Origin of the sequence: Arthrobacter parietis (genome assembly GCF_039530425.1) — a bacterium.
In the GTDB taxonomy this organism is placed as follows: Bacteria; Actinomycetota; Actinomycetes; order Actinomycetales; family Micrococcaceae; genus Arthrobacter_D; species Arthrobacter_D parietis.
Map to the genome: position 1 here is coordinate 407,566 of NZ_BAAAON010000001.1, position 24,725 is coordinate 432,290.

At 64.6% G+C, this 24,725-nt stretch carries 22 protein-coding genes; 10 read left to right on the forward strand and 12 right to left on the reverse strand.

All coding sequences use genetic code 11. From position 1 onward, the window contains the following. Positions 1 to 17: 17 nt before the first annotated feature. From paaE to pulA, 6 genes are all read right to left on the reverse strand, one after another. Complete coding sequence (gene paaE / locus ABFX19_RS01915; RefSeq protein WP_277357706.1) at positions 18 to 1,178, reverse strand: 1,2-phenylacetyl-CoA epoxidase subunit PaaE; 1,161 nt, start codon at positions 1,176 to 1,178, stop codon at positions 18 to 20. Further along, on the reverse strand, positions 1,178 to 1,675 hold the full coding sequence (paaD, locus tag ABFX19_RS01920) for a 1,2-phenylacetyl-CoA epoxidase subunit PaaD (RefSeq protein ID WP_346027280.1): 498 nt from the start codon (positions 1,673 to 1,675) through the stop codon (positions 1,178 to 1,180). Before paaD ends, paaE begins: the two co-directional genes overlap by 1 nt. After that, positions 1,669 to 2,493: a 1,2-phenylacetyl-CoA epoxidase subunit PaaC gene (gene paaC / locus ABFX19_RS01925; protein WP_346027281.1), complete on the reverse strand. Its 825-nt coding sequence runs from the start codon at positions 2,491 to 2,493 to the stop codon at positions 1,669 to 1,671. The genes paaD and paaC overlap by 7 nt, the downstream gene beginning before the upstream one ends. Further along, positions 2,490 to 2,843 (reverse strand): 1,2-phenylacetyl-CoA epoxidase subunit PaaB, encoded by a 354-nt coding sequence (paaB, locus tag ABFX19_RS01930; RefSeq protein WP_056543633.1) that lies wholly within the window; start codon positions 2,841 to 2,843, stop codon positions 2,490 to 2,492. The genes paaC and paaB overlap by 4 nt, the downstream gene beginning before the upstream one ends. Next, positions 2,844 to 3,821 (reverse strand): 1,2-phenylacetyl-CoA epoxidase subunit PaaA, encoded by a 978-nt coding sequence (paaA, locus tag ABFX19_RS01935; RefSeq protein ID WP_277357709.1) that lies wholly within the window; start codon positions 3,819 to 3,821, stop codon positions 2,844 to 2,846. 172 nt (positions 3,822 to 3,993) lie between these two features. Then, positions 3,994 to 7,062, reverse strand: coding sequence for a pullulanase-type alpha-1,6-glucosidase (pulA, locus tag ABFX19_RS01940; RefSeq protein WP_346027282.1), 3,069 nt, complete (start codon positions 7,060 to 7,062; stop codon positions 3,994 to 3,996). Between the two features lie 146 nt (positions 7,063 to 7,208). On the opposite strand from pulA, the gene ABFX19_RS01945 reads away from it, so the two are divergent. The 8 genes from ABFX19_RS01945 (at position 7,209) to ABFX19_RS01980 (ending at position 16,288) form a co-directional block, all read left to right on the forward strand. Beyond that, positions 7,209 to 8,240, forward strand: coding sequence for a LacI family DNA-binding transcriptional regulator (locus tag ABFX19_RS01945; RefSeq protein ID WP_346027283.1), 1,032 nt, complete (start codon positions 7,209 to 7,211; stop codon positions 8,238 to 8,240). Positions 8,241 to 8,287: 47 nt separating this feature from the next. Then, the gene (locus tag ABFX19_RS01950) at positions 8,288 to 10,456 is read left to right on the forward strand and encodes a S9 family peptidase (RefSeq protein WP_346027284.1); all 2,169 of its coding nucleotides are present in this window, start codon (positions 8,288 to 8,290) and stop codon (positions 10,454 to 10,456) included. Positions 10,457 to 10,610: 154 nt separating this feature from the next. Next, entirely contained in the window at positions 10,611 to 11,915 is a 1,305-nt protein-coding gene (locus ABFX19_RS01955; RefSeq protein WP_346027285.1) for a serine/threonine-protein kinase, read from the forward strand. Further along, positions 11,912 to 12,643 carry a hypothetical protein gene (locus ABFX19_RS01960; RefSeq protein ID WP_346027286.1) on the forward strand — a complete coding sequence of 244 codons (732 nt, stop codon included), beginning with the start codon at positions 11,912 to 11,914 and terminating at the stop codon, positions 12,641 to 12,643. The genes ABFX19_RS01955 and ABFX19_RS01960 overlap by 4 nt, the downstream gene beginning before the upstream one ends. Before the next feature lie 160 nt (positions 12,644 to 12,803). Continuing rightward, the gene (gene paaI, locus ABFX19_RS01965) at positions 12,804 to 13,280 is read left to right on the forward strand and encodes a hydroxyphenylacetyl-CoA thioesterase PaaI (protein WP_346027287.1); all 477 of its coding nucleotides are present in this window, start codon (positions 12,804 to 12,806) and stop codon (positions 13,278 to 13,280) included. Continuing rightward, the gene (gene paaK / locus ABFX19_RS01970) at positions 13,277 to 14,608 is read left to right on the forward strand and encodes a phenylacetate--CoA ligase PaaK (RefSeq protein ID WP_277357716.1); all 1,332 of its coding nucleotides are present in this window, start codon (positions 13,277 to 13,279) and stop codon (positions 14,606 to 14,608) included. The genes paaI and paaK overlap by 4 nt, the downstream gene beginning before the upstream one ends. Positions 14,609 to 14,686: 78 nt before the next feature. Beyond that, on the forward strand, positions 14,687 to 15,292 hold the full coding sequence (locus tag ABFX19_RS01975) for a TetR/AcrR family transcriptional regulator (RefSeq protein ID WP_346027288.1): 606 nt from the start codon (positions 14,687 to 14,689) through the stop codon (positions 15,290 to 15,292). 189 nt (positions 15,293 to 15,481) lie between these two features. After that, a complete protein-coding gene (locus ABFX19_RS01980; protein WP_277357718.1) occupies positions 15,482 to 16,288 on the forward strand; it encodes a type IV toxin-antitoxin system AbiEi family antitoxin domain-containing protein in 807 nt (268 codons plus the stop codon). A gap of 82 nt (positions 16,289 to 16,370) precedes the next feature. Here ABFX19_RS01980 and paaZ read toward each other — a convergent pair whose 3' ends face one another. Beyond that, complete coding sequence (gene paaZ, locus ABFX19_RS01985) at positions 16,371 to 18,455, reverse strand: phenylacetic acid degradation bifunctional protein PaaZ (RefSeq protein ID WP_346027289.1); 2,085 nt, start codon at positions 18,453 to 18,455, stop codon at positions 16,371 to 16,373. 168 nt (positions 18,456 to 18,623) lie between these two features. Between paaZ and ABFX19_RS01990 the strand changes: the two genes are divergently transcribed. Further along, entirely contained in the window at positions 18,624 to 18,974 is a 351-nt protein-coding gene (locus ABFX19_RS01990) for a PaaI family thioesterase (RefSeq protein ID WP_277357783.1), read from the forward strand. Between the two features lie 3 nt (positions 18,975 to 18,977). Here the strand turns inward: ABFX19_RS01990 and ABFX19_RS01995 are convergent, their stop codons facing one another. Next, entirely contained in the window at positions 18,978 to 19,739 is a 762-nt protein-coding gene (locus ABFX19_RS01995; RefSeq protein WP_346027290.1) for a tyrosine-protein phosphatase, read from the reverse strand. Positions 19,740 to 19,814: 75 nt separating this feature from the next. On the opposite strand from ABFX19_RS01995, the gene ABFX19_RS02000 reads away from it, so the two are divergent. After that, positions 19,815 to 20,690 (forward strand): SGNH/GDSL hydrolase family protein, encoded by an 876-nt coding sequence (locus ABFX19_RS02000; RefSeq protein WP_277357721.1) that lies wholly within the window; start codon positions 19,815 to 19,817, stop codon positions 20,688 to 20,690. Here the strand turns inward: ABFX19_RS02000 and ABFX19_RS02005 are convergent. Genes ABFX19_RS02005 through ABFX19_RS02020 form a run of 4 tightly spaced genes read right to left on the reverse strand, consistent with a single transcriptional unit; the run spans position 20,687 to position 24,373 of the window. Next, positions 20,687 to 21,526 (reverse strand): endonuclease/exonuclease/phosphatase family protein, encoded by an 840-nt coding sequence (locus tag ABFX19_RS02005; protein ID WP_346027291.1) that lies wholly within the window; start codon positions 21,524 to 21,526, stop codon positions 20,687 to 20,689. The genes ABFX19_RS02000 and ABFX19_RS02005 overlap by 4 nt on opposite strands. A 32-nt stretch (positions 21,527 to 21,558) precedes the next feature. Next, entirely contained in the window at positions 21,559 to 22,368 is an 810-nt protein-coding gene (locus ABFX19_RS02010; RefSeq protein WP_277357784.1) for a 3-hydroxyacyl-CoA dehydrogenase family protein, read from the reverse strand. Between the two features lie 56 nt (positions 22,369 to 22,424). Then, entirely contained in the window at positions 22,425 to 23,177 is a 753-nt protein-coding gene (locus ABFX19_RS02015) for an enoyl-CoA hydratase/isomerase family protein (protein WP_346027292.1), read from the reverse strand. Further along, positions 23,177 to 24,373 (reverse strand): thiolase family protein, encoded by a 1,197-nt coding sequence (locus ABFX19_RS02020; protein ID WP_346027293.1) that lies wholly within the window; start codon positions 24,371 to 24,373, stop codon positions 23,177 to 23,179. Before ABFX19_RS02020 ends, ABFX19_RS02015 begins: the two co-directional genes overlap by 1 nt. Positions 24,374 to 24,725 lie beyond the last annotated feature (352 nt).

Below are 24,725 nucleotides of genomic sequence, written 5' to 3' on the forward strand. Positions count from 1 at the left end.
CTCCTCTGTGATGGGGGTCAGGCGTCGTAATCGACGGTGACTTCGGGGCTGGTTGGCCTCGACTGGCACGTCAGCACGTAGCCGTTCGCCAGTTCGTCCGGCTCCAGCGCGTAATTCTCCTCCATGTCCACGGTTCCGCTGACCACCTTGGCGCGACAGGTGCCGCAAACTCCCCCGGCACACGCGAACGGCACATCAGGTCGGACGCGAAGCGCCGCGTTGAGGATGGACTCGCGTGCATGGGTCGGGCTGGAAACTGTGCCCTGCAGGCCATCAAGGTTGAAGTTGATGGAGTAGGAATCGGCGTTGCCGTCGTCCTTCACCGGCCGGCCGATCTGGCCCTCGGGTTTGGTCGGCTCGCCGGTGGTGAACAGCTCGAAACGTATCTTCTCCGGGGCGACACCGCGCTCGGCGAGGGTGTCGCGGCACAGTTGGACGAGTTCGAAGGGACCGCACAGGAACCACTCGTCCACCTCTTCGGTGCGGATGACGCTGGTCAGCATGGTCTGCAGCTTTTCGGCGTCGATCCGCCCGCTCAACAGCGGGGAAATGCGCTGTTCGCGGGAAAGAACATGGTGCAGCGCGAACCGCGCGGGGTACCGGTCCTTCAGGTCCGCGAGTTCCTCGAGGAACATGACGTCCATCGCGGCCTTGTTGGCGTAGATGAGGTCGAACCGGGTTGCAGGGCTGGCGGCGAGCACCGAGCGCGCAATGGCGATGACCGGCGTGATCCCCGAGCCGGCGGCCACCGCTACGAAGGAGTGCTCGGTGGTGGTGTCAATGCTCTCGGGATCGTTCAGCCCCGCCATGGGATGCTTCGAGATGAACTGGCCCATGGGGCTCATCACGTCCAGCTTGTCGCCGGCTTTGAGGAATTCGTTGGCCCAGGTGGAGAAGGTACCGCCGAGATCCTTCTTGATGGCAACGCGGATCTCCCCCGGCTGCGGCTCGGCGCAGATGGAATAGCTTCGCCGAACCTCTTTCGGTTCCCCGTCGATGTCCATCGTGGTTCGCAGGGCTACGTACTGCCCGGGCACGTAGTCAAACCGGCCGGCCAGTTCCTCCGGGACGGCAAAGGTCACTTCAATGGCATCCTCGGTGAGCCTGCGGACTTCGGCGACCGTCAGTTCGTGGAAGGCGGTTCTCCGCTTGGTGGACGGCGCCAGTTTCACTGCCATTAGTGGACCTTGAAGTAGTCGAAGGGCTCCCGGCAGTCCTGGCAGACGTAGAGCGCCTTACAGGAGGTGGAGCCGAAACGGGTGAGCTCACGGGTGTTCAGTGATGAGCACTGCGGGCATTTCACGCTCAGGCCTATGCTGACTTTGCCTGCGGCGGCCTTCCCCGTGGGCGGCGCAATGCCGTACTCCTCGAGCTTCGCCTTGCCCGCCGCGCTCATCCAATCCGTGGTCCAGGCCGGAGACAGCACCAGGTTGACCCGCACGTTGCTGTGGCCCTGCACCGCGAGTGCGGTGATGATGTCGTCGCGGATGGCGTCCATGGCCGGGCACCCCGAGTAGGTGGGGGTAATGGTGACGGTGATGGCGCCGTCGTTGTCGATGTTCACCGCGCGAAGAACACCGAGATCCTCAATGGAGAGCACAGGAATCTCGGGATCCGCTACTGTTGCGGCGATGTCCCAGACAGTCTGCTCAAGGGTAAGCATTGTGGTCACCATGTCGCTCCCGGATGTTCGCGGGCCAGGACCTGCATTTCGGCAAGGATGTACCCGAGGTGTTCGCTGTGGCGCCCGTTGCGCCCGCCGCCAACGGCGAAGGGGACGGCCGGCACTTCAAGCTCGGCCTCGGCGAAGAGGGACTCGATGTCTGTATCGAAGGCCTGGCGGAGGCCCGAAGGACGCACCGCGACGCCGTCGAGGCCGGTCACAAGATCATCATCCTCGAAGAGCTCACCCACGTACGGCCACGTAAGAAGGATCCCCTCGACGATGCGACGGCGGGATTCCTCCGTCCCCAGCGCCAGGCGCAGCACCCACTGGCGGGCGTGGTCCCGGTGGTAATCGACTTCCTTGACTGCCTTGGCCGCGATGGCAGCCAACGTGTCGTCGGCGGAATTCATCAGCCGGGCGTAGAGGGTGAACTGGTACTGGGAAATCACGAGCTGCCGCGCAATGGTCCGCGCGAAATCGCCGTTGGGCTGCTCCACGAGGTGGCAGGAGCGGAACTCGTCCTCACCACGGAAATACGCGAGATCATCCTCCGTCTTGCCCCAGGCATGCCCGGCGTAGGCGAGGAAAGAGCGCGCATGCCCAATCTGGTCCAGCGCAATATTGCCCAGCGCCACGTCCTCCTCGAGCTCCGGTGCACGCGAAATCCACCAGCCCAGACGCTGCGCAAGAATCAGGGCGTCATCACCCAGGCGCAGCGCGTACTCCCCCACGGCTTCGCTCGGCTTGACGTCTGACGCCGCAATGTCCTCCGGCCGGAGCGCGTTACCCGGAGTGATGCGCGTGGCGCTCGCATTCGACTCGCTCACAGGTGCTTCACCCCTTCGCTCTTGGTGTAGTAGGTGGCATGCCGGTAGTCCTTGCCCTGCGGCGACTCGAAGAACTGCCCCTTGGCGTCCGGATCGCTGGAAATGATTGACGACGCCGGTACTACCCATAGGCTCACACCCTCGTTGCGCCTGGTGTACAGATCGCGGGCGTTGCGGACGGCCATGTCAGCATCAGGGGCGTGCAGCGAGCCGGCATGCACGTGGCTGAGACCGCGTGAGGACCGGACGAATACTTCCCATAGCGGCCACGGTTCGGCCGCCGGATGACCCGGCTGCTCCGCGCTGGGAGCCTTGGAGCCGTCGTCGCCCGTTGTTGATCCGCCGACCATTTATGCCGCCTCTTTCATTTCAGAATGCTTCGCGGCTTGCTTTGCAGCGTAAGCCGCCGCGGCCTCACGGACCCAGGCGCCGTCGTCGTGCGCTTCGCGACGCCGCTCGAGGCGCTGGGCGTTGCACGGTCCGCGGCCGGCGAGGACTTCCTTGAACTCATTCCAGTCCAGCGGGCCATGCTCCCACTTGCCGGTGGCCTCGTTGTAATTGATCTGGTCATCCGGGAGGGTCAGGCCGAGGGTCTTGATCTGCTCGACGATCATGCCCACAAAGCGCGAGCGCAGTTCATCGTTGGAGAACCTCTTGATGTTCCAGGCCATGGACTGCTGCGAGTTCGGTGAATCCTCATCCGGCGGACCGAACATCATGAGGCTCGGCGCGTACCAGCGGTTCACGGCATCCTGCGCCATCTGCTTCTGTGCTTCGGTTCCGTTGGCGAGTTCCAGCAGAATCTCGAATCCCTGGCGCTGGTGGAAGGACTCTTCCTTGCAGATGCGGACCATGGCACGCCCGTACGGACCGTACGACGCACGGCAGAGCGGCACCTGGTTGGCGATAGCAGCGCCGTCGACCAGCCAGCCGATGGCACCCATGTCAGCCCAGGTGCGCGCGGGGTAGTTGAAGATGCTGGAGTAGCGGGCCTTGCCGGCGATGAGGTCAGCCATCATCGAATCGCGAGTTGTTCCGAGAGTCTCCGCCGCTGAGTACAGGTACAGGCCGTGCCCGGCTTCGTCCTGGACCTTAGCCATCAGAATGGCCTTGCGCTTGAGGCTCGGCGCGCGCGTGATCCAGTTGGCCTCCGGCTGCATGCCGATGATTTCGGAATGCGCGTGCTGGGAGATCTGGCGGGTGAGGGTCTTGCGGTAAGCCTCGGGCATCCAGTCACGGGGCTCAATACGGGAGTCCTCGGCGATCAGCCTGTCGAACTGTTCCTGCTCCGCTGTCAGGTCCTGCGGAGCGTCAGTCGCGGTTGTCATGATGGTCACCTCACTGTGCGAGGCCGGCCCAAGTGCCAGCCCGAAATAATTACCGACCGTTCGTTCAGGATATCGGCGAGGTGAGTTCAGAGTCAACACCGGTGCGGTCCCGGGACGCACGAAGGGCCGGAACAGCACGCTCTGCTGTTCCGGCCCTTTCCCTGCCTGGTTGCTACTTCGCCTCGAACACCGCCACCGTGAGCGGCGGGACGGTGAAGCTGCCCGTCGCGGGGTCGAAGGACGCAGCCTTCACCACATCATCCGAGCCGCTGCGCTGGACCGGATGCAGCCCGAAGGACTGCCCTTCCGCCCCCGGAACCGTCTGGGTTGCGGCAGTGTCAGACGCATTGAAAACGACGACGACGCCGGTCCGCTCGCTATCCACGTCCGGTCCGGTGGTGTCGTCAATGTGCATCACGATCACGCCCGGAGTCTGGTCAGGGCCGCCCGTGGGGAACGACACCTTCTGCTGAACCAGCTCGGCCGCACCCAGGTGGAACAGCGGCGTGCTCTTGCGGATTTCGAGGAGGGACAGAGCCTGCTCGCGAGCCGTTGCGATGTCCGCCGGCGCGGGCTTGAGCGCGGGATCCGCCAGCAGCGGCTTCATGAATTCGTACTTGTCCGCGTTATCCGCACGCGGCGGCAGTCCACGGGCGAAGCCGTTGTCCGTACCGGTGTGGTCCAGGAGGTTGAACCAGTCACCGGAGTCATAGCTGTTGCGATCCAGCGACTTGCTGCGCAGGGCCTCTCCCCCGGCGTGCCAGAAGGAAATGCCCTGACCGAAGGCCGTAGTGCTGAGCGAGAGGGTCTGGAACCGGATGCGGTCGGCCATCGATGTTCCTGGCGCCAGCTTGAAGGCGAGGCTGTCGAACAAGGTCTCGTTGTCGTGGGCCTCGACGTAGGTGATCGCTTCCTGCGGATCGGCGGTGTAGCCCGCGGGGCTGCCGTTGTAGTCGACGTCGGCGCCGGTCACTTCCGCTCCGGTGCGATCGATGAAGGTGTAGTCCCGCAGGTTTCCGGTCAACCCCACCTTGATCTGGTCCTGGCTGAGCAGCAGGCGTGCGCGCTGCTCCTCTGGCGTGCCATTGACCTCCGCGCCGTTGGGCTGGGTCCAGAGACCGGAGCCGAAGCCCTGCACGCGGGGGTCCTCATCGAACGGTCCGCCGCCGCGCACGGCGTCACGCAGCCTGTCATTGAAGGTGCCGATGCCCGTGCCCGCCATGTTCAGCTGGGTGGCCTGCTCGAACCGCGCGTTGTTGGCCACCTCGCCGAAGTTCCAGCCTTCGCCGTAGACATAGATGCTTTTGCCGTCGACGCCGTCTTTCTCCAGCGTCAGCTCGTCGAGCGCCGCGCGAACGTCGAGCATGTTCTGCTTGCTGTGGTGACCCATCAGGTCAAACCGGAAGCCGTCCAGCTTGTAGGTGCGCGCGAGGGTCACAATGGAGTCCACCATGAGCTTGCCCATCATGGCGTTCTCGGTTGCCGTATTTGGGCAGCAGGTCGAGGTCTCGACGCCGCCGCTGGTCGGGTTCAACCGGTGGTAATACCCGGGCACGATCCGGTCCAGGTTGTTGGTCGAGGTCTGGCCGGCGCCGGCGGTGTGGTTGTAGACCACGTCCTGAATCACCCTCAGGCCCGTGGTGTTCAGGCCCACCACCATGTCGCGGAATTCGCGGATGCGGGTGGAGTCCTCAGGGTTGGTGGAGTAAGAGCCTTCCGGTGTCGTGTAATGCAGCGGGTCATAGCCCCAGTTGAAGCCGTCCTTGCCCGCGACGGCAGAGACACAGGCCTGCTGTTCCTCGCTGTCAGGAGCGAAGCTCTCCAGATCACATTGCGGCTCGGCTTGGACGTCGCGGCGCTCCTCAATCGTTCCGATGTCATTCACCGGCAGGAGGTGCACGGCGTTCAGCCCGGCATCCGCCAGGTCCGCAAGCCGCTTCATTCCGTCGCTGCCCGTTTCGGCAAAGGCTGCGTACGTCCCACGGCGCTCGGCAGGCACTGTGGTGTCGGAAATCGAGAAATCCCGGACGTGCAGTTCATACAGTGAAAGGTCTTCGGGCTGTGCAAGGGCTGGCTTCTCGAGCGACTTCCAGCCGGACGGCGCCAGTGCCGGATCGTCCAGGTCAACGATCAGGCTGCGCTCGGAATTAGTAGACAGGCCTACGCTGTAGGGGTCGGTGACGAGGTTGCGCTCCACTGCCCCCGTTTCCGGCACGTAGACCTCCACTTCGTAGAGGTAATAAGCGTCTTTCCAGTCCTTCTCGCCGAGAAGCGACCACACGCCGTCGTGCCCTTCTTTCAGGGGAACTGTGGCCAGGGCCTCGCCGCCGGACCCCTCGCGGTACACGTGGAGGCTCACCTGGCGGGCTGTCGGCGCCCACAGGTCGAAGCGCGGGCGCGGGCCCTTCCAGCTCAGACCGAGTGTGCGCTTGAGGGCTTTCGGGTAGAGGGCGTCCAGTACGCGGGGAACCTGCACGCCGGTGGCCTGCAGGACCGTTCCGTCGGCACCGACCTGCACAACAAGCAGCTCGCCCTTGAGCAGGTCTTTTGCCTGGCGCGCGGCCTTCTTCGGAAGGGCCAGAGTGTCGAAGGATGCCAGGTGCGGAGACGTGGCGGCCAGCTCGGCGCCGAGCGAGTCGGAACTGCGTTGCAGGTCAACGTAATTCCCATTCGGAACCGCGCCGTCAACCACTTCCAACCCGCCGTCGGGCGCGTAGTAAAGGCGGTAAGAGGAGCCCTCCGGGGCGTCCGCAAGGTCCCACGCCAGGACGCCGGGCGCAAGCCAGTGGGCTGCGGCGCCGGAGACCAGCGAGGCCGGAACATCACTGGTAATCACATGGGTGCTGTGGTTGTAGGTGAAGGTGATCTGCCCTCCCTGGGACGTCAGGGCGATATCGGCACCTCCTGCCGCACCGCCGTCGCCGTAGTTCTCGGCCCAGGTGCCATTGAGGGCCGTTTTGTAAGCGTAATCCCCTGCGGGGAGGTCAAAGGTGGCGCTGTAGGTGCCGGGCGAGCCTTCGACTTCGTTCAGTGCCGTCGCCGTGCACTCGGGCTGCCAGTCGCCGGGGCAGCCGAGCTCGGACTGCAGTGAGCCCACGAGGGTGACGGACGCCGGCAGAGCGCTGTGATCGGCGAGCGCCGGAACAGGCACGAGACTGACGAGCAGCGGTACGGCAAAGACACCGGCGGCCAGCCCGGCCGCGCGCCGTCGGCCGCGATAAACGGATGGTGCGTTGGACATGGATCCTCCTCGACGCGCTCCAGTGCACGTCCGATCTTGGTAGTAGGCGCTTCTCACCCTAGAAAGGGGTCGCTGGCCGGTCAAGAGATTACTGAAACTTTCATGAAACTTTTCAGTGGTCCGTATCAGCCGGATACGATGGACCAGTGACCCTTCCTCCCCAGACAGAAAAGCCCCGGCTGGAGGATGTAGCACGCCACGCCGGGGTGAGCGTGCCCACGGTTTCGCGGGTGCTGAACGGGCGGAGCGGGGCCTCGAGGGAGACGCGCCAGGCGGTACTGACGGCCATGGATGACCTCGGTTATGAGCGGCCCGACCGCCTGTCCGGCAGGGCCAAGGGGCAGATCGGCATTGTGGTGCCTGACCTGGTCAACCCGATTTTTCCTGCCTTCGCCGGCGCGATCAGCGCTCTGGTTGCTCCCAATGACTACATTCCCGCACTCTGCACACTGCCGGGCGGCGGCGTTCCCGAGGACGAGTATGTGTCCCTTCTCCTGGATCAGGGCGCACGCGGCCTGATCTTCGTGTGCGCCGCCCATGCGGACGGCCGTGCAAGCGTTGAGCGATATCAACGGCTGCGTGCGCGCGGCATCCCCTTTGTGCTGGTCAATGGAACACGGCCGGAAATTGATGCCCCGGCCATCGCGAATGACGATTCCGTCGCCGTCCAGACCGCCGTCCGTCACCTTGCCTCGCTTGGGCACCGGCACATCGGTTTCGCCACAGGCCCCGAACACTTCATCCCCAGTCGCCGGAAGGCGGAAGGATTCCGCGTCGGCCTGGAACAGCACCTCGACCAGATCGATCCCGCCGAACACACCGCCGTCACTATGTTCAGCATCGAGGGCGGCCACAGCGCCGCCGTCGAGCTTCTGGACTCCGGCCACACCGGCATTGTCTGCGCCTCCGACGTCATGGCTCTTGGCGCCATCCGCGCCGCACGCTCGCGGGGGCTCCGCGTGCCCGAGGACGTGTCCATTGTCGGGTTCGATGACTCGCCCCTGATGGCCTTCACCGACCCGCCGTTGACCACGCTGCGGCAACCCGTCTCAGCGATGGCCGAAGCCGCCGTCCAGGCGTTGCTCACGGAACTCTCCGGCGGACGCAGCAGTCGCGCCGAGGTTCTGTTCGAGTCCGACCTGATTGTCCGGGGATCCACCACGGCCGCTCCCGGCTGAGTTGCCCGCTCTCAGGCAGGACGGCCTACCTCTGGCAGGATGGAGCCATGACTCTCACCCCTCCCGTTGCCAAGAAAGTCCCCACCGAACGAACCCACCATGGGGACACCGTGATTGACCCCTACGAGTGGATGCGAGCCAAGGACAACCCCGAGGTGGTTGAGCATCTCAAGGACGAGAACGCCTACACCGAGGCAGTCACCGCCGGGCAGGAACAGCTTCGCCAGGAGATCTTCAGCGAGATCAAGAACCGCACGCAGGAAACCGATCTGTCCGTCCCCGCCCGTAAGAAGGACTGGTGGTACTACTCCCGTACCGAAGAGGGAAAGCAGTACAGCATTCACTGCCGGGTACGGGCATCGGACACCGGGGACGTCGCCCGGGATTGGACGCCCCCTGAGGTGGTCGCCGGCCAACCAGTCGAGGGCGAACAGGTCCTCATCGACAGCAACGCAGAGGCGGAAGGCAAGCCCTTCTTCTCACTGGGCGGCCTCACCGTCAGCGAGGACGGGAACCTGTTGGCCTTTAGCGTGGACAACGCCGGGGATGAGCGTTTCACCCTGCGCATCAAGGACCTGTCCACCGGCCAGCTCCTGCCCGACGAGATCCCCAACATCTTCTACGGTCTTGCGTTCTCACCGGACGGATCCCAGGTGTTTTACACCGTCGTTGATGACAGCTGGCGCCCCTACCAGGTGAAATCGCACCGGCTTGGCACCGCCGTCGAACAGGACGAGCTGGTGTACCAGGAGGACGACGTCGCCATGTGGACGGGCTTCGACCTCGCCGCGGACCGCACCCAGCTGCTCATCGGCATCGGCTGCTCCGAGTACAGCGAGTACCGGGTGCTGGACCTTGAGAATCAGGAGGCCGGTCTCACCACGCTGATTCCGCGCTCTGACCGCGTCCTCTACGAGCCGGAGCCGCTGCGGATCGAGGGCCGTCTGCACTACCTGCTCACGCATGATCGCGGCGCGAAGAACTCGATGGTCAGCCTCGTGGACGCCGAGCAGTTCCAGCGCCCGCTGGCCGAGCAGGAGTGGTTGCCGGTGATCGAGCACGACGACGCCGTCCGCGTCCACGGTGCCACCGTCACCGCTACGCACGTCCTGGTTTCGGTACGCAAGGACACCACCATGCGCGTGCAGATCCTGCCCCGGGTGGGCCTCGGCACGCCTGCGCAGCCGGTGCCGCTCGAGCCTGCCTTCGACGAGGCGCTCTACACCTGCAACCTGGCGGGTGCCGAGTTCGAGTCCCCTGTGATCCGGCTTTCCTACGCCTCCTACTTCACTCCACCGCGCGTCTATGACTACCTGCTCGACGGCGGTGTACTCACCCTGCGTAAGGAGACGGAGGTGCGCGGCGGATACCGCTCGGAGGACTACGTCGCCGAACGCCAGTGGGCGACGGCGGCGGACGGCACGCAGATCCCGCTCTCCGTCCTTCGGCGCCGGGATCTGCAGCAGGACGGAAGCAACCCCGCCGTTGTCTACGCCTACGGCAGCTATGAAATCAGCATGGATCCGGCTTTTTCTATCTCGCGCCTGTCGCTGCTGGACCGCGGAGTGATCTTCGTCGTCGCACATATCCGTGGTGGCGGAGAGATGGGGCGCACCTGGTATGAGAAGGGGAAGAAGCTCGAGAAGAAGAACACCTTCACGGACTTCGTCGATGCCACCACGCACCTGGCCGGCTCCGGTTGGGTGGACCCGAGCAGGATTGCCGCTATCGGCGGCTCCGCCGGCGGGCTCCTGATGGGCGCCGTCGCCAACCTGGCTCCCGAGAAGTACCGCGCAATTGTGGCGCAGGTGCCCTTTGTGGACGCCCTGACCACCATTCTGGATCCGGAACTTCCACTCTCTGCCCTGGAATGGGAGGAATGGGGCAACCCCATCACGGACCCCGAGGTCTACCGGTACATGAAGGAATACACCCCGTACGAGAACATCCGCGCAGCCGAGTACCCGCGCATCGCCGCAGTGACGAGTTTCAACGACACCCGCGTGCTGTACGTGGAGCCGGCCAAATGGGTGGCGAGGCTGCGAGAGGAAACCACCGGAAGTGAACCGATTGTCCTCAAGACCGAGATGGACGGCGGCCACGGCGGTGCGAGCGGGCGGTATGAACAATGGAAGGATGTCGCGTGGGATTACGCTTTTGTCGCTGACGCGTTGGGTGCCACCCGGGTGCTTTCAGGAGCGAGCGCCACAGGATAGCCTCCCGAATTTCCAGCGCTGCTGCGATACTTCGGTGCCGGGGCTCCGAACACTCTGTATGGAAACTTCAGGCGTGGGAGGAGCTCGGCCCGTCGTCCGGGCCGCTGGTTCCCGGCGCCGGGCCAGAACAGCCCGGCGCCGGTATAGTTGACAGATGGACAGCAAGAGTGCCGGATCGGCACATGCTGCAACGACGGTGGGAGACCCAGGCTCCCAACCCGGCCTCGGCTTACCCCAGGTCCTTGGCGGGCGGTATCGGCTGGATGCCCTCCTCGGTCAGGGAGGCATGGCCTCGGTGCATCAGGCGCGGGATGAAGTGCTTGATCGGGATGTGGCCATCAAGGTGTTCCACACCGGTTCGATCAGCCCCGAGGATGAAGCTCGCCAACGGGCGGAAGCCCAGATTCTGGCGGGGCTGAACCACCGCAATCTGGTGACCGTTTTCGACATCGGCACTGACACGGTTGACCTGCACCGCCGGACCTTCCTCGTGATGGAGTTGATCAAGGGTGAGGATCTTCACCGGGCCAACTTCCATGCTCCCCTCACTGCGGAAGAGACGCAGGCCATGGGGAGGGGCGTGGCCCAGGCTCTGGCCTATATCCATAGTCAGCGGGTAATCCACCGCGATGTGAAACCGGCCAACATTCTCCTCGGCACAAGCAGCAATCCACACCGGGCCGAGCATCCCAAGCTCACGGATTTCGGCATCGCCCGCCTCGTGGAAGAAGCTCATCTGACTGCGACGGGGCAATCCGTCGGTACCGCCGCCTACTTCAGTCCGGAACAGGCGGAAGGTCTCGGGGCCACCGCTGCCAGCGACATCTACTCTCTCGGACTGGTGCTGCTTGAGTGCCTTACAGGAGAGGCGCCCTTCCCTGGCCCGGCGGCAGCGTCAGCCGCAGCGCGCCTTCACCGAGACCCGGTGATCCCTGCCCATCTGGGTAGCCACTGGAGCCCACTGCTCAGGGGTATGACGCACCGGGATCCGGCGTCCCGCCCGTCCGCGGAGGATGTTTCCCGCGCACTCGGTTCACCCTCCATGACAGCGGACGGAATGGGCGGGTTCCGCAAGGACTCGCCGGAAGCATCGGAACCTCCCACAGAGCAGCAGGAACGCATCCGGCAGGACCCGCAGCCGACCACGGCGCAGCAGCCGGTGCAGGAGCGGCCCGGGACAGCGCTGCATGCACCTGACGACGACGGCGGCCGGGAGGACGACGGCGGGCCGGGAAATTCCGCGACAGCTGTCCCCACAGCTCCGCAGGGACGAAGAAAGCCTAGGGTGCTTCGTTGGGCGTTGATTGCACTCGCAGCGGCACTGATGCTCTTGATTGCAGCAGTCATCCTTGTACCCGCTCTTATGTCCGGAGCTGGTTCCGAGCCGGTCAACTACCCTCCGGCAACAGGAGAACTCGGTGTGCTGCTGGAAGAACTACAGGAAAGCGTGACCCCATGAGGAGCCGAAGAACCCGCCTGGGCGCTGCAGCGGCGGCGCTGAGCCTGATCCTTTTCAGCGGCGGGTGCAGTCTCGCTCCCGATTACGGTGCCGCCGCCTCGCGGCAATTACAGGCCGATGTCCTGGACGTCACGCAATTGTCTGTTGACGGCGATTTCGCGGAGGCACTGGATGCACTCGACGCTCTCAGTAGGCGGCTGGCAACGCTTGGTTTCATCGGCGCAATCGAGCCTGCACAACAGCAGGAGATCGAAGAAGCGATAGCCAATCTCCGGGCGTACTTCGAGCGCACCTTGAACGAGAGCTCAACTCCGGCCACGCCAACAGATCCCTCGACACCAACACCGGAGCAGGCAGAACTTGAACCGACGCAGCCCACCCCGGGTCCGGTGCCGCCACCTGCGCCGGTCCCCGTTCCCGCTCCGATTCCCGTTCCGGAACCGGATACGTCGCGTGAGCCCGTGCCGGATCCCGCATCTACTCCTCCACCCGTGACCGATCCCCCAGACCCAGCGCCGAGCCAGGCTCCGCCGCCCGAGCCTGGACCTGAACCGGAACCCACCGGACCCGCCCCGGTCGAACCTCCACCCCCAACGACACCGGCGCCCGCTCCGCCCTCTCCCGAACCTTCAGGGCCGGCCGTGCCTGAACCTTCGCTCCCCTCCGCACCCGCCGTCGGACCACCAACCACTCCGGCACCACCGGCAAGCCCCGCACCACCGGGGTGACCGGACCCGCCGGCACCGCCGGGAGACTGACACCACCCGGCGTGTTTGCAGCCAATTTCTGCCGGTACCACGCGCGCCATAATGCCTTCATCTGCTTGACAGTGGAGGCGGTTCCGGTATTACCTAATGAACGATCGGTAAATAATTCTGAGAGGCCTGTATGAAGGACACTGACGTCCGCCCTGCGCACCCCATCCTCGAACAGGACCACGCCTCCCGCTGGATGGGAATCGAAGTTCTCCGTCTCGCTGACGGGCATGCAACCATCACCATGCGCCTGCGCGAGGAAATGCTCAACGGCTTCGGGATCGCTCACGGCGGCATGGTCTTTGCCTTCGCGGATTCGGCCTTCGCGCTCGCCTGCAATCCTCCCGGTGAGACGGAGACGATCACCGTCGCATCCGGCGTCGACATCAATTTCCTTGCCCCCGCCTTTCCGGGCGATGTGCTGACCGCGGTCGCTGACCGAAAAGCCTCCGCCGGCCGGAGCGGCCTCTATGACATTTCGATCACTGCCGCGAACGACGACGGCGGCACCCGCCTGATTGCCGAGTTCCGCGGCCGATCGCGCACCGTTCCCAACAAAGCCGACCGCGGTGCTTCAGCCACGAACCAGCCCGAGAAGAGGACCCCATGAGCACCACGGCCATCAAGGCGACAGCAGCGGATGCAGCCACCTTGGATCCCGAGGAGACCTATGACCGCGGGCGCATCGAGGAACTCCAGCTGGAGCGGCTGCAGTGGACGGTGAAGTACGCGTACGAGAATGTGGACCTGTACCGCCGCAAGTTCGACGACGCCGGCGTGCGCCCTGAGGACCTTCGGGAGCTTTCCGATCTGGCCAAGTTCCCCTACACCACCAAGGAAGACCTCCGGCAGACATACCCCTTCGGGATGTTCGCGGTTCCGCAGGAGCGCGTGGCCCGCATTCACGCGTCGTCGGGCACCACCGGGCGGCCCACGGTTGTCGGTTACACCTCCGGGGATCTTGACCGGTGGGCGTCGCTGGTTGCGCGGTGCCTGCGGGCCAGCGGGGTCAAGAAGGGCGACAAGGTCCATAATGCCTACGGCTACGGGCTCTTCACGGGCGGGCTGGGGGCACACTTCGGAGCAGAGAAGCTTGGCTGCACCGTCATCCCGATCTCCGGCGGGCAAACCGAACGCCAGGTGCAGCTCATCCAGGACTTCGAGCCGGACGCCATCCTCAGCACCCCCACCTATCTGCTCACCATCCTGGACGCGATGGTTGCGGCCGGCGTTGATCCGAAGGGCACGTCCCTCAAGACCGCGGTGCTGGGGGCGGAACCCTGGACTGACCGGATGCGCACCGAACTTGAGCAGCGAATGGGATTCGACGCGTGCGACATCTACGGGCTCTCCGAGGTGATGGGCCCCGGCGTCGCCGGAGAGTGCGTTGAAACGAAAGACGGCTCGCACATTTGGGAGGACCACTTCCGGCCGGAGATCATCGATCCTTTCACTGACACGGTGCTCGATGACGGCCAGTCCGGTGAGCTTGTCTTCACCTCGCTCACCAAGGAAGCGCTGCCGATCATCCGGTACCGCACGCATGACCTGACCCGACTGCTTCCGGGCACCGCCCGCCCCGGCATGCGGCGGATGGACCGGATCACCGGGCGCAGCGATGACATGATCATCCTGCGTGGCGTGAACCTCTTCCCTACGCAGATTGAGGAGATTGCACTTCGAATCCCTGCGCTCAGCCCGCATTTCCAACTGGAGCTCACACGTCCGGAGGGGCAGCGGATGGACCAGCTGACTGTCCGCATCGAGCCGCGCGAAGGCGTGAGCGCCGACGACGCTGCTGCTGCAGCGTCCGAGCTGAGCAAACAGATCAAGATCCACATCGGGTCAAGCTGCGCGGTGTCCGTCGTCGAGAGCGGTTCCCTGGCACGCTCAAGCGGGAAGCTGAAGCGCATCTATGACCTGCGGCCGAAGCTGTAACTGCGTGCTGCACTCTTTGGAGTCTGACGTGCGGACCGCAGTGGGGCCTGACCGAACGTTCATGCGAAAATAGCCCGTATGCCCAGCTCACAGGCCGCAACCCGTCGCGGACGTCCCGGATACGATCAGCAAACTGTGCTCAACATCGCCGTCGATGTCTTCAACCGGCATGGCTACGAGGCCACGTCGATGGGCGTCCTTGCGGAGAACCTGGGCATCAGCAAGTCGGCGATCTACCATCACGTGCCGTCGAAGGGCGATCTGCTGCGCCTGGCACTGGATCATGCGCTCGGAGGCCTCGAAGCCGTCTTGACGCATGCGAGTGCAACGTCCGGCAAGGCGGATCAGCGGCTCGAGTACGTGCTGCGCGGCACCATCGCTGTGTTGACCGAGCGTCTTCCCTTTGTGACGCTCCTACTGCGGCTGCGCGGCAATACGGAGGTTGAGCGCGAAGCCCTTGAGCGCCGTCGTGCCTTTGATCATCAGGTGGCGTCCCTGGTTGAGGCTGCGCGGTCCGAGGGCTCCATCCGTAAGGACATCGATCCGCGGACCACCACGAGGCTGCTGTTCGGCACGATCAACTCGGTGGTCGAGTGGTACAAGCCGGGGGGTCCGCTGACGCCGCAGAAGCTTGCCGACGATGTCATTGCCATGGTCTTTGAGGGACTGCACCACCACGCTTGAGCCCGGCCACACCACGCCCTCCTCGTCGGGACAGTCCGAAGCTCCTGCCGCGAATCCCACCCACATGCGTCGTCCGCTGGGAATAAGCAGCCCAATCCCAGCAGTCTCACCCGGTCGCTGGGAGCAGGGGTTATCCACATAGCCGTCCGAGTCCATCCGCACCCCATGCGTCCTGGGCAGTATGGAAGCATGGACATCGTCGCAGCCCTGCAGATACAAGGAGGAGTTGCGCGCCGAGGTACTCTGCTCGCCCACGGTGTCCCCCGTCAGCGCATTGACGAAGCTCTATCCGCACAGCGTATTCTGCGGCCGGCCCGAGGCGTCTACGCACTTCCGGGATCTGATAGTGCACTGGTCAGCGCTGCCTGCGCGGGAGCCGAGCTTGCCTGTATCACCGCTGCGAAACACCTAGGGTTATGGGTGTTCCGGGAACCGTCATTTGTCCATGTGACCGTCGATCACGGCCGACCGCTTGAAGGAGTCTTCCGGGTCCACCGCCAGGTCAAGCCGCTGTCACTTGCGGACATCTGCGTGCAGAGCATGAGGTGCCTGCCGGAACTGGATGCGCTCTGCATTGTTGAGTCCGCCGTGGTCCAGAAGAAGGTCACGCTCGAACAGCTTCGCGCTTCTGCAACCGGCGCCCGCGATGCTCCCCTGCGCCGGATCATCGGACTGGTTGATCCTCATGCCGAGTCCATTCTTGAGACAGTCGCGCGCTACCGCCTCGGGGAGGAGGGTCTTCACGTCAGCTCGCAGGTCTACATCCCAGGTGTCGGGCGGCTTGATCTTTTTGTTGAAGGGATTCTGGGAATAGAGGCAGACGGTCGGGAGCACCACAGCGGTCACAAGGAGTTCGAGGAGGACCGCCGGCGGTGGAACCTGCTCACAGTGAAGGGCATCCCGATCCTGCGTGTCAGCGCAAAATTGATCCTACGGGAGCCCGACTCGTTCATTCGGTTAGTCCGGCAGGGCCTCGCTTCCCGAAAATCCCAGTAGAACGTCCATCCGGGTGGGATTGGACCGCCGTGTCCCACTCAGTTGGGGCACCCAGTGGGATAGGCGGTCCGGGCCGGCGGGCCTACTTCTCCACGAGGGTCAGGACGTCGTAGGTCGCCACGATCTCGTCATTCTGGTTGGTGAGCACCGCATCCCAGGACACCTCGCCGTACTCCTCGTCCTCGCGCGGCGTGATGCGCTTGGCCGTAAGGGTCACGCGGATCGAGTCACCGGCAGCAACGGGAGTGATGAACCGCAGGTTCTCGAGGCCGTAGTTCGCGAGGACGGGCCCCGGAGCAGGTTCCACGAACAGCCCGGCTCCCCAGGACAGCAGCAGATAGCCATGCGCAACAATGCCTGGGAAGAACGGGTTCGCGGCTGCAGCTTCCTCGTTGGTGTGCGCGTAGAACTTGTCGCCGGTCTCATTCGCAAACGCCGTGATGTCCTCAAGCGTCACCTGACGCAGGTCCGAGCGCACTGCATCACCGATCCGCAGTGTCGCGAGGTTCTTCCGGAACGGGTGCTCTTCATCGAAGTTGCGGTCCGCCCCGGTGTGCCAGACGCCCGTAATCGCGGTCAGCATGTTCGGTGATCCCTGCAGGGCTGTGCGCTGCATATGGTGCAGCACTGAGCGGATGCCGCCGAGCTCCTCGCCACCCCCGGCACGCCCCGGCCCTCCATGCACCAGGTGCGGCACCGGCGAACCGTGGCCGGTGGAGGAACGCGCATCCTCACGGTTCAGCAGCAGAACGCGGCCGTGGTGGGCCGCAATGCCCATCACCAGCTCACGTGCAATGGCCGGATCGTTGGTGCAGACCGTCGCCACCAGTGACCCCTCGCCCATGGCGGCCAGCCGTACGGCGTGTGCGGTGTCCTCATACCCCACCACCGAGGCGACGGGACCGAAGGCCTCCACCGTGTGAAGTTCAACCGCATCAGAGTTTTCCCAGGTCAGGAGCATGGGAGCCATGAAGGCGCCGTCCTCAGCGACGTCCACGGTCCCGTCAGCGTGGGTCACCCGGGGAGAGTCCAGGGTTCCGTAAGCGAGTTCGCCGCCTGCTGCAAGCATGGTCTCGACGGCGGCGCGGACGTCGCGCATCTGCCCGACCGAAGCAAGCGCGCCCATGGTGACGCCCTCAGCACGCGGGTCACCGAGCGTGATGCGCTGCTCAATGCGGTCGCGGGCGGCAGCAACGACGTCGTTCACCAGAGCCTTGGGAACCAGGCTGCGGCGGATACTCGTGCACTTCTGGCCCGCCTTGACCGTGATCTCGGTGACGAGGGACTTGATGAACGCGTCGAACTCGGGCGTTCCGGGAACCGCGTCTTCGCCGAGGATTGCGGCGTTGAGGGAGTCGGTTTCGGACGAGAAACGCACGCCGCCCGTGGTCACGTTGTCGTGGGACTTCAGCTTGTTCGCTGTGGAAGCGGAACCGGTGAACAGCACCATGTCCCGGTAATCAAGCGTGTCCAGCACGTCGCGGGCCGGTCCCGAAATGAGCTGCAGCGACCCGGCGGGCAGAATGTTGGACTCGATGATCAGCTTCACGACGGCGGCCGTCAGATAACCGGTAGGCGTTGCCGGCTTCACGATGGTCGGCACTCCGGCCAGGAACGCCGGTGCCAGCTTCTCGAGCATTCCCCACACCGGAAAGTTGAACGCGTTGATCTGCACGGCAACCCCGGGGATGCGGGTGTAGATGTGTTCGCCGAGAAAGGACCCGTCCTTCGAAAGAACCTCGACAGGCCCGTCGATGACAACCTGCGAGTTCGGCAGTTCCCGCCGGCCCTTGGAACCGAACGTGAACAGGACGCCGATTCCGCCGTCGATGTCCACCATGGAGTCCACCTTCGTGGCCCCGGTCCGCGCAGAGAGTTCGTAGAGGTGATCCCGCTGTCCGTTCAGGAACTGGGCGAGCGCCTTGAGCTTCAGTGCGCGTTGGTGGAACGTAAACTTCCCGAGTTCGCTCTGGCCGGTGTTCCGGGCGTAATCGACGACGTCGGCAACGTCCAGGCCGCTGGTGCTCACCATGGCAAGCAGTTCGCCGGTGCTGGCGTCCCGTACTTCAGTGGCGTTGTCTTCGGACAGCGTGTGCTGGTCGGGGGTCCACCAGGCGTCGCGGATGAAGCTGGGGACAATGTCCACGCTGAGGGCGGTCGAAGTCATCGTTGACCTTTCGCGTTTGGGGAGCTCAAGAAACATGACAAACATTACTGAACGGACGTTCGGTAATATGTCCAGAGTACATGAACGCACCATCCCTCCACATCCCACAAGGAGCCTTCAGTGACCGGCGAACCCTGGCAGATTACCCTCGGCGAACTCGACGAGAAGATGGGCGTGAAGATCCTCGAACAGTCGGTCGAGCGGGTGGTCGCGACGATGCCCGTGGAAGGTAACCGGCAGTCCTTCGGCCTCCTGCACGGTGGGGCGTCGCTCGCGGTCGGTGAAGCCGTTGGCTCCTGGGCAGCCGTCATCCACGCAAGCACGCTGGGCAAGACTGCCGTGGGCGTGGACGTCTCCGCGACCCATCACAAGTCCGCGCGCAGCGGCACCATCACCATCACCGCCACCCCCATCCATCTGGGGCGCACCCTCGCTACACATGAGGTGCTGATCACCAACGACGACGGCGGCCGCCTCTGCACGCTGCGCATCACCAATCTGCTGCTTGAGAAGAAATAGGCGCTAAAACGTCAACTTCGCTCGGACAGCGTCAAGCTCCCCCTGCGACAACCCGGCGTCACGGAGATACGCCTCGGCGTCAAGGCCGTCCAGCAGCTCCAGAAGATGCGCCCGGGTGTGCATGACCCAGTCGTGCAGTTCCTCGGGAGACTTCGGCGTCTCGTGCGGCGTCTCCTGCCCGAGGTGGTGTTCGTTGATGCCGTGGACGGCGAGCGCATAGTCGTCAGCAATGTGCTCATGGTCGTGCTCATGGTCAACGCCCGCGAGGGTCAGCAGCACTGCGGTCACCATGCCGGTGCGGTCCCGCCCCGCAGCACAGTGCACGACGACGGCGCCCTCCGACTCCGCCACGGCCCGCACCACTGCGGCGATCTTCTCCGGCCATCGGCGCAGGTTCTCCAGGTAGTACTCCGGTGAGTTCAGGTAGGGCCCGACCAGCTGCATGAACTCCTCATCCGACTGGTCCTCAGTAGGGCAGTTCACCACCTGAAACCGGTCCAGGACTGCGGTGTTCAGGACCGGATCCGTTTCCCGCCGTCCTCGCTCATCAGGGTTTCGAAGGTCAACAACGGTGCGGACGCCGTCGTCGTACGCTTGCTGCCAACCGGCGTCGGTGAGCCATTCATGGCGGCCCATCCGGTACAGCCGACCGGCCTTGATGTCAGGGCTGACGCCACCGAGATCCCGTGCATTCACGGCGCCGTCCCAGGGGACGTTACGGTGCGAGCCGTGTCGATGCAGTTGGGCCAGATCAATCGAAGCCATGGCTGAAGAATAACAAGCGGCACGGCGCGCCGCTTCGCTCTATCCGGCACCCCGGTTCAGGAGTATGTTGATGCGATGAAACTTCTCCGAATTGCGGCCAGCACACTCCTGGCTTCGGGCCTCCTTGCAGGCTCAGCGGTTTTGCCGGCGTCGGCAGGCGATCGCGGAACTACCCAATATGTCGCGCTCGGTGACTCGTACGCATCCGGGGTTGGGGCCAACTACTACATGGATCCAGACCCGGCAGACTGCCTTCAATCAGCGCTCGGTTACCCCGAACTGCTCGACGAGCGCAAACGGATCGACCTGGTCACCAACGCGACCTGCAGTGGCGACACCATTTCCGACGTGTTCTCAGCGCTCGGCAACTTGAACGCCACGACAGACCTCGTCACCCTGACAGTCGGCGGTAATGATGTGGGATACCAGTTCGTGATTGCTGCCTGCGGCTACGGAACGCTGACCTGTACAGCCGCTGTAAATCAGGCGGTGGGTACCGAAGCGCAGAACCAACTTTCCGCCGGGCTCAGCGCACTGTATGACGGAGTCAGAGGCTCGGCTCTCTACGCTGATGTAGTTGTGACGGGTTACCCGCACCTCTTCTCACCCGAGTTCGGCACCACGCTTTTCGTGCCCGCCATCAATCTGGAGACAGGATTGCCCATCCTGGACCCGACGGGCGCGCCGGTTCCGCCGCTGCCGCTCACACCGGCCGAGCAGCAGATCCTCAACGACGGCGCCGACGCCCTGAACGCTGCCATCCGCACCCAGGCGGAACTTGCCGGCTTCACCTACGTCGACGTCGTCAAGCGGTTCGACAGGCACGGCCTCGGTTCGCCGCAGCCCTGGATCCAGCCGTTCACGGACCCGGGCGCGCTGCACCCAACCGCGAAGGGTTACAAGAACGGGTACCTGCACGAGATCCGGCAGGCAGTGAAGCACCTCGACTAATCCACAGTAATGATCGCCTGCACCGGCGTGTGGTCGGATGGCCACGCGCCGTTGTAGCGGGTGGTGTTGATACCCGTCTCCACAACGGTGACCCCCGAGTTCACCATGACCCAGTCGATCCGCTTGCGCCCCTGCTTCGGAGCGCGGTAGTGCGGGAACGTCCCCCACAGCTCGGTCAGCCGCTCCTTGGCCTCATCCCAGGCGTCCGCCAGCACTTCACCGCTGGTTATGGCCTCGTAGGGCTGCGATGCTGCCCCCGTATTGAAGTCTCCGGTCACGACGACGGCCCCCTCCGTACGCGCGACCAGGGACCGGATTGCCTCCGCCGAACGCTGACGCGACTTTCGGGACATGTGGTCGAGATGGGTATTGAGGACGGTCAGTTTTTTGTCGGTTTCACGGTCCCGGAAGCGAGCCGTCACAACTACCCGCGGGATGAGGTTGCCCCACCCACTTGATCCTGGGGTGTCCGGGGTGTTGGACAGCGCGTCCTGATCCCATTCCAGCAGTTCCAGGCGCCGTGCATCGTAGACGATCGGGCACTGTTCACCACCGCCGTCCGCGTTACGGCCGCGGCCGATGCTGCTGTAACCCTCGCCCAGCCCCTCCAGGATCGCCGGCATCTGGTCCGGCAACGCCTCCTGCACACCGAGGATGGTGGGCTGTTCGGCCGCCAGAAGCCGGCGGACCAGCGGTTCGCGGCGACCCCAGAAATCGTGGCTCCACGGGTTCACATGAGCCACCCGGCGCCGGATGTTGTAGGTCATAATATGAAGCTGCGGCGGCTCAACAGGTCCGATCAGCGGTTTCTCTGCCAGCGTCGTCCGCTCAGTCATAAAAAAACCTTAGCCCTTGCCTGCGGCATGGGCTACTCGTCCCACGCGAAGAACCCCTGACCCGACTTACGCCCGAGCTCCCCGCGCGCAACCTTGTCCCGGAGGACCTGCGGCGGAGCAAAGCGCTCCCCCAGCGTCGACTCCAGATATTCGGCGATCCCGAGCCGCACATCGAGGCCGACGATGTCCGTTGTCCGTAGCGGACCGACCGGATGCTTGTACCCGAGCACCATTGCCGTATCAATGTCTTCAGCGGACGCCACGCCCTCCTCGACCATGCGCATCGCTTCCAGCGCAATAGCAACACCCAGGCGGGAGCTGGCAAAACCGGGCGCATCCTTGACCACCACGGGAGTCTTGCCGAGTGCTTCGGCCCAGCCGCGGGCCTTCTCGGCCAGCTCTGCCGAGGTGGAAGGCGCCAGGACAACCTCAATGAGCGTTGACGCCGGCACCGGGTTGAAGAAGTGCAGGCCGCAGAACCGGTCGGGCCGCTGCAGGACGCCTGCCAGCTCACCGACCGACAAGGAGGACGTATTCGTGGCGAGCCAGGCGCCGTCGTCGAGCTGTTCCTCCACGCCGCGCAGCGCGGCCGTTTTCAACGCAAGGTCCTCCGGCACGGCTTCGACCACCAGGCCGCAGGACGCAAAAGCCTTGTAATCGGTGCTTACCTGCAGCCGCGCCGAGAGCGCGTCCAGGCTTTCCTGCGTGCTCCCTTTGGCGATGCTGCGGTCCAGCGCAGCAGTGATCCGTCCGCGCGCCGCCTCCGCGGCGTCGTCGTTCTGTTCAACAACGACGACGGCGGCACCGGCCACACAGAATGCGTGTGCGATTCCCGCGCCCATCCGCCCGCCACCCAGAACGCCAACGGTCTCCGGAACGCTGTTGGTCCCCACTGTGCTCACTTTTTCTTCTCCCGGTCGGTGTCTTTCCTTGTGAGGAATGCCTGCATGCGCTCAAACTTTGCCTCGGACTCGAACAGAATGCCCTGTGCAAGCTGATCAATCACGGGATGCGCCTCCGGTGGCGCATGGAACACGCTTTTGGTGATGCGGGTTGCGAGTGGGTCCTGGCGCGCGATGCGATCAGCGAGACGGTGCGCTGCCGGGAGCAAATCCACGGCCGGGTGGATTTCGGTGATGAGCCGGACGGCGAGGGCTTCATCGGCGTTCAGCACGCGGCCTGCCAGCAGGATCTCCTTGGCGAGCGGCTCACCGACAAGCTCGCGCAGCCGCCAGGTTGCGCCGGCCGCCGGCAGGATGCCGAGGCCCGTTTCCGGGTTGCCGATCTTCAGTGCGGGTGTCCCGATCCGGAAGTCCGCAGCGAAAGCGAGTTCCGCCCCGCCGCCAAGCGCATAGCCGTCCAGCGCCGCGATCACCGGCATTGGAAGTTTCGCAATCCGGGAGAAGAGTGTCGAGTTGATTCCGGCGAGGGCGTCGTCCCGCCGTCGTTCTCTTAGCTGTGCAATGTCTGCTCCGGAGGCGAAGACGCCGCCCGTGCCGGAGAGCACGAGCATCCGCGGGTTGCGCTCAAGGTCGGCGCACACCTCGTGAAGCTCGTCGACCATCTGCTGGTCGATTGCGTTGCGGACCTCGGGCCGGTTGAGCTGGACGCTGAGGCGGTTCCCGCCGTCGTCGATTGTCAGGGTCTGCACTACACACGCTCCAGGAGCAGGGCCGTTCCCTGTCCCACGCCCACGCACATGGTGGCAAGTCCCAGGCTTCCGCCTTCCCGTTCCAGCCGGCCCATGAGGGTGATGGCGATCCGCGAGCCCGAGGAACCCAGCGGGTGCCCCAGGGCGATGGCGCCGCCGTCCCGGTTGACGATGTCCTCGTCGAGGCCAAGCCTGCGGATCGAGGCGAGGGACTGTGTTGCGAAGGCTTCGTTGAGTTCGACGGCGTCGAGGTCGCCGATGGACCGGCCGGCGAGCTTGAGGACCTTCTGCGTGGCCGGGACGGGTCCGATGCCCATGATTTCCGGCGGCACTCCGGCGGAGGCACCCGTGACGATGCGGGCGCGCGGGGTCAGGCCGAGCCGGGTGAGTGCGGCTTCGGACGCTACGATCACGGCGGACGCGCCGTCGTTCAGCGAGCTCGAATTGCCCGCCGTCACCACGCCGTCCTTTGCTACAACCGGCTTCAGCCCCGCGAGCACCTCGAGCGTGGTGTCCGGTCTGGGTCCCTCGTCCGTATCAACGGTGACGTTCTTCTTGCGGTGTGTGGTGTTAACGGGAACGATCTCGTCTTTGAAGTGCCCTGACTCGATTGCGGCAATGGCCCGCTGGTGGGAACGGAGTGCGAAGGCATCTGCATCCTCCCGCGAGATGCCGTCCACGCGGGCAACCTCCTCGGCCGTCTCCGGCATCGAGAACGTGGTCTTCTCCTGGGCCGCGAAGGTGGGGTTGGTGAAGCGCCAGCCAATCGAGGTGTCGAAAGCGGCGCCAGGCTTCGCGAATGCCGTCGTCGGCTTTTCCATCACCCACGGCGCACGGCTCATGGACTCGACACCACCGGCAATAACGACGTCGGCAGCTCCTGCCTTGATCATGTGGGAGGCCATAATGATGGCCGACAGACCGGATGCGCAGAGCCGGTTGACGGTGATCCCCGGAATGGTGTTGGGCAGGCCGGCAAGCAGCGTGGCCATGCGGGCGACGTTGCGGTTTTCCTCGCCGGCGCCGTTCGCGTTGCCGAGGATGACCTCGTCGATTGTCTCGGGGTCCAGGCCGGTGCGGTGGACCAGTTCTCGCAGGGTCAATGCCGCCAGGTCATCCGGGCGAACCGCCGATAGCGCTCCGCCATACCGTCCCACCGGGGTACGGACCCCGCCCACCAGAAAAGCCTCGGCCATGCCAGCCTCCGTCATCGTCGTCGTCAGAGCGTGCAGGAAGGGCGGCATAATTACCGACCGTTCGTTCTATAAAGAATCGCACGGGGCGCCGGAGCGGTCAACTGACATGACGGATCGGGATTGTTCCGTGTTCGGCTCGCCTATGGGATAGGGCAAAAAGCGCCGGCGGAGCCGCCCCGGGATCTTCGCATCGGGGCGGGCTCAACGCCGGCGAGAAGACGGGCGCGGGTTAGAACCACGTAGGAAACAGCCTGCCCCTGCTGCGGGCTTTCGTCAACGGTTTCTTTAACGGCCGCGGTCGACCGCCGAAGGTCGGCCGTCGGCAGGCGGTCCACGCGAGTCAGTCCAGGCG

Coding starts and splice junctions, on each gene's coding strand:
- paaZ (WP_346027289.1), bottom strand. CDS start 18,455: ATGACTTCGACCGCCCTCAGCGTGGACATTGTCCCCAGCTTCATCCGC.
- ABFX19_RS01990 (WP_277357783.1), top strand. CDS start 18,624: ATGGGCGTGAAGATCCTCGAACAGTCGGTCGAGCGGGTGGTCGCGACG.
- ABFX19_RS01980 (WP_277357718.1), top strand. CDS start 15,482: ATGGACATCGTCGCAGCCCTGCAGATACAAGGAGGAGTTGCGCGCCGA.
- paaE (WP_277357706.1), bottom strand. CDS start 1,178: ATGGCAGTGAAACTGGCGCCGTCCACCAAGCGGAGAACCGCCTTCCAC.
- pulA (WP_346027282.1), bottom strand. CDS start 7,062: ATGTCCAACGCACCATCCGTTTATCGCGGCCGACGGCGCGCGGCCGGG.
- paaA (WP_277357709.1), bottom strand. CDS start 3,821: ATGACAACCGCGACTGACGCTCCGCAGGACCTGACAGCGGAGCAGGAA.
- ABFX19_RS01950 (WP_346027284.1), top strand. CDS start 8,288: ATGACTCTCACCCCTCCCGTTGCCAAGAAAGTCCCCACCGAACGAACC.
- ABFX19_RS01955 (WP_346027285.1), top strand. CDS start 10,611: ATGGACAGCAAGAGTGCCGGATCGGCACATGCTGCAACGACGGTGGGA.
- paaD (WP_346027280.1), bottom strand. CDS start 1,675: ATGGTGACCACAATGCTTACCCTTGAGCAGACTGTCTGGGACATCGCC.
- ABFX19_RS02000 (WP_277357721.1), top strand. CDS start 19,815: ATGAAACTTCTCCGAATTGCGGCCAGCACACTCCTGGCTTCGGGCCTC.
- paaI (WP_346027287.1), top strand. CDS start 12,804: ATGAAGGACACTGACGTCCGCCCTGCGCACCCCATCCTCGAACAGGAC.
- ABFX19_RS01975 (WP_346027288.1), top strand. CDS start 14,687: ATGCCCAGCTCACAGGCCGCAACCCGTCGCGGACGTCCCGGATACGAT.
- ABFX19_RS01995 (WP_346027290.1), bottom strand. CDS start 19,739: ATGGCTTCGATTGATCTGGCCCAACTGCATCGACACGGCTCGCACCGT.
- ABFX19_RS01960 (WP_346027286.1), top strand. CDS start 11,912: ATGAGGAGCCGAAGAACCCGCCTGGGCGCTGCAGCGGCGGCGCTGAGC.
- paaK (WP_277357716.1), top strand. CDS start 13,277: ATGAGCACCACGGCCATCAAGGCGACAGCAGCGGATGCAGCCACCTTG.
- ABFX19_RS02010 (WP_277357784.1), bottom strand. CDS start 22,368: ATGGGCGCGGGAATCGCACACGCATTCTGTGTGGCCGGTGCCGCCGTC.
- paaB (WP_056543633.1), bottom strand. CDS start 2,843: ATGGTCGGCGGATCAACAACGGGCGACGACGGCTCCAAGGCTCCCAGC.
- ABFX19_RS02020 (WP_346027293.1), bottom strand. CDS start 24,373: ATGGCCGAGGCTTTTCTGGTGGGCGGGGTCCGTACCCCGGTGGGACGG.
- ABFX19_RS02005 (WP_346027291.1), bottom strand. CDS start 21,526: ATGACTGAGCGGACGACGCTGGCAGAGAAACCGCTGATCGGACCTGTT.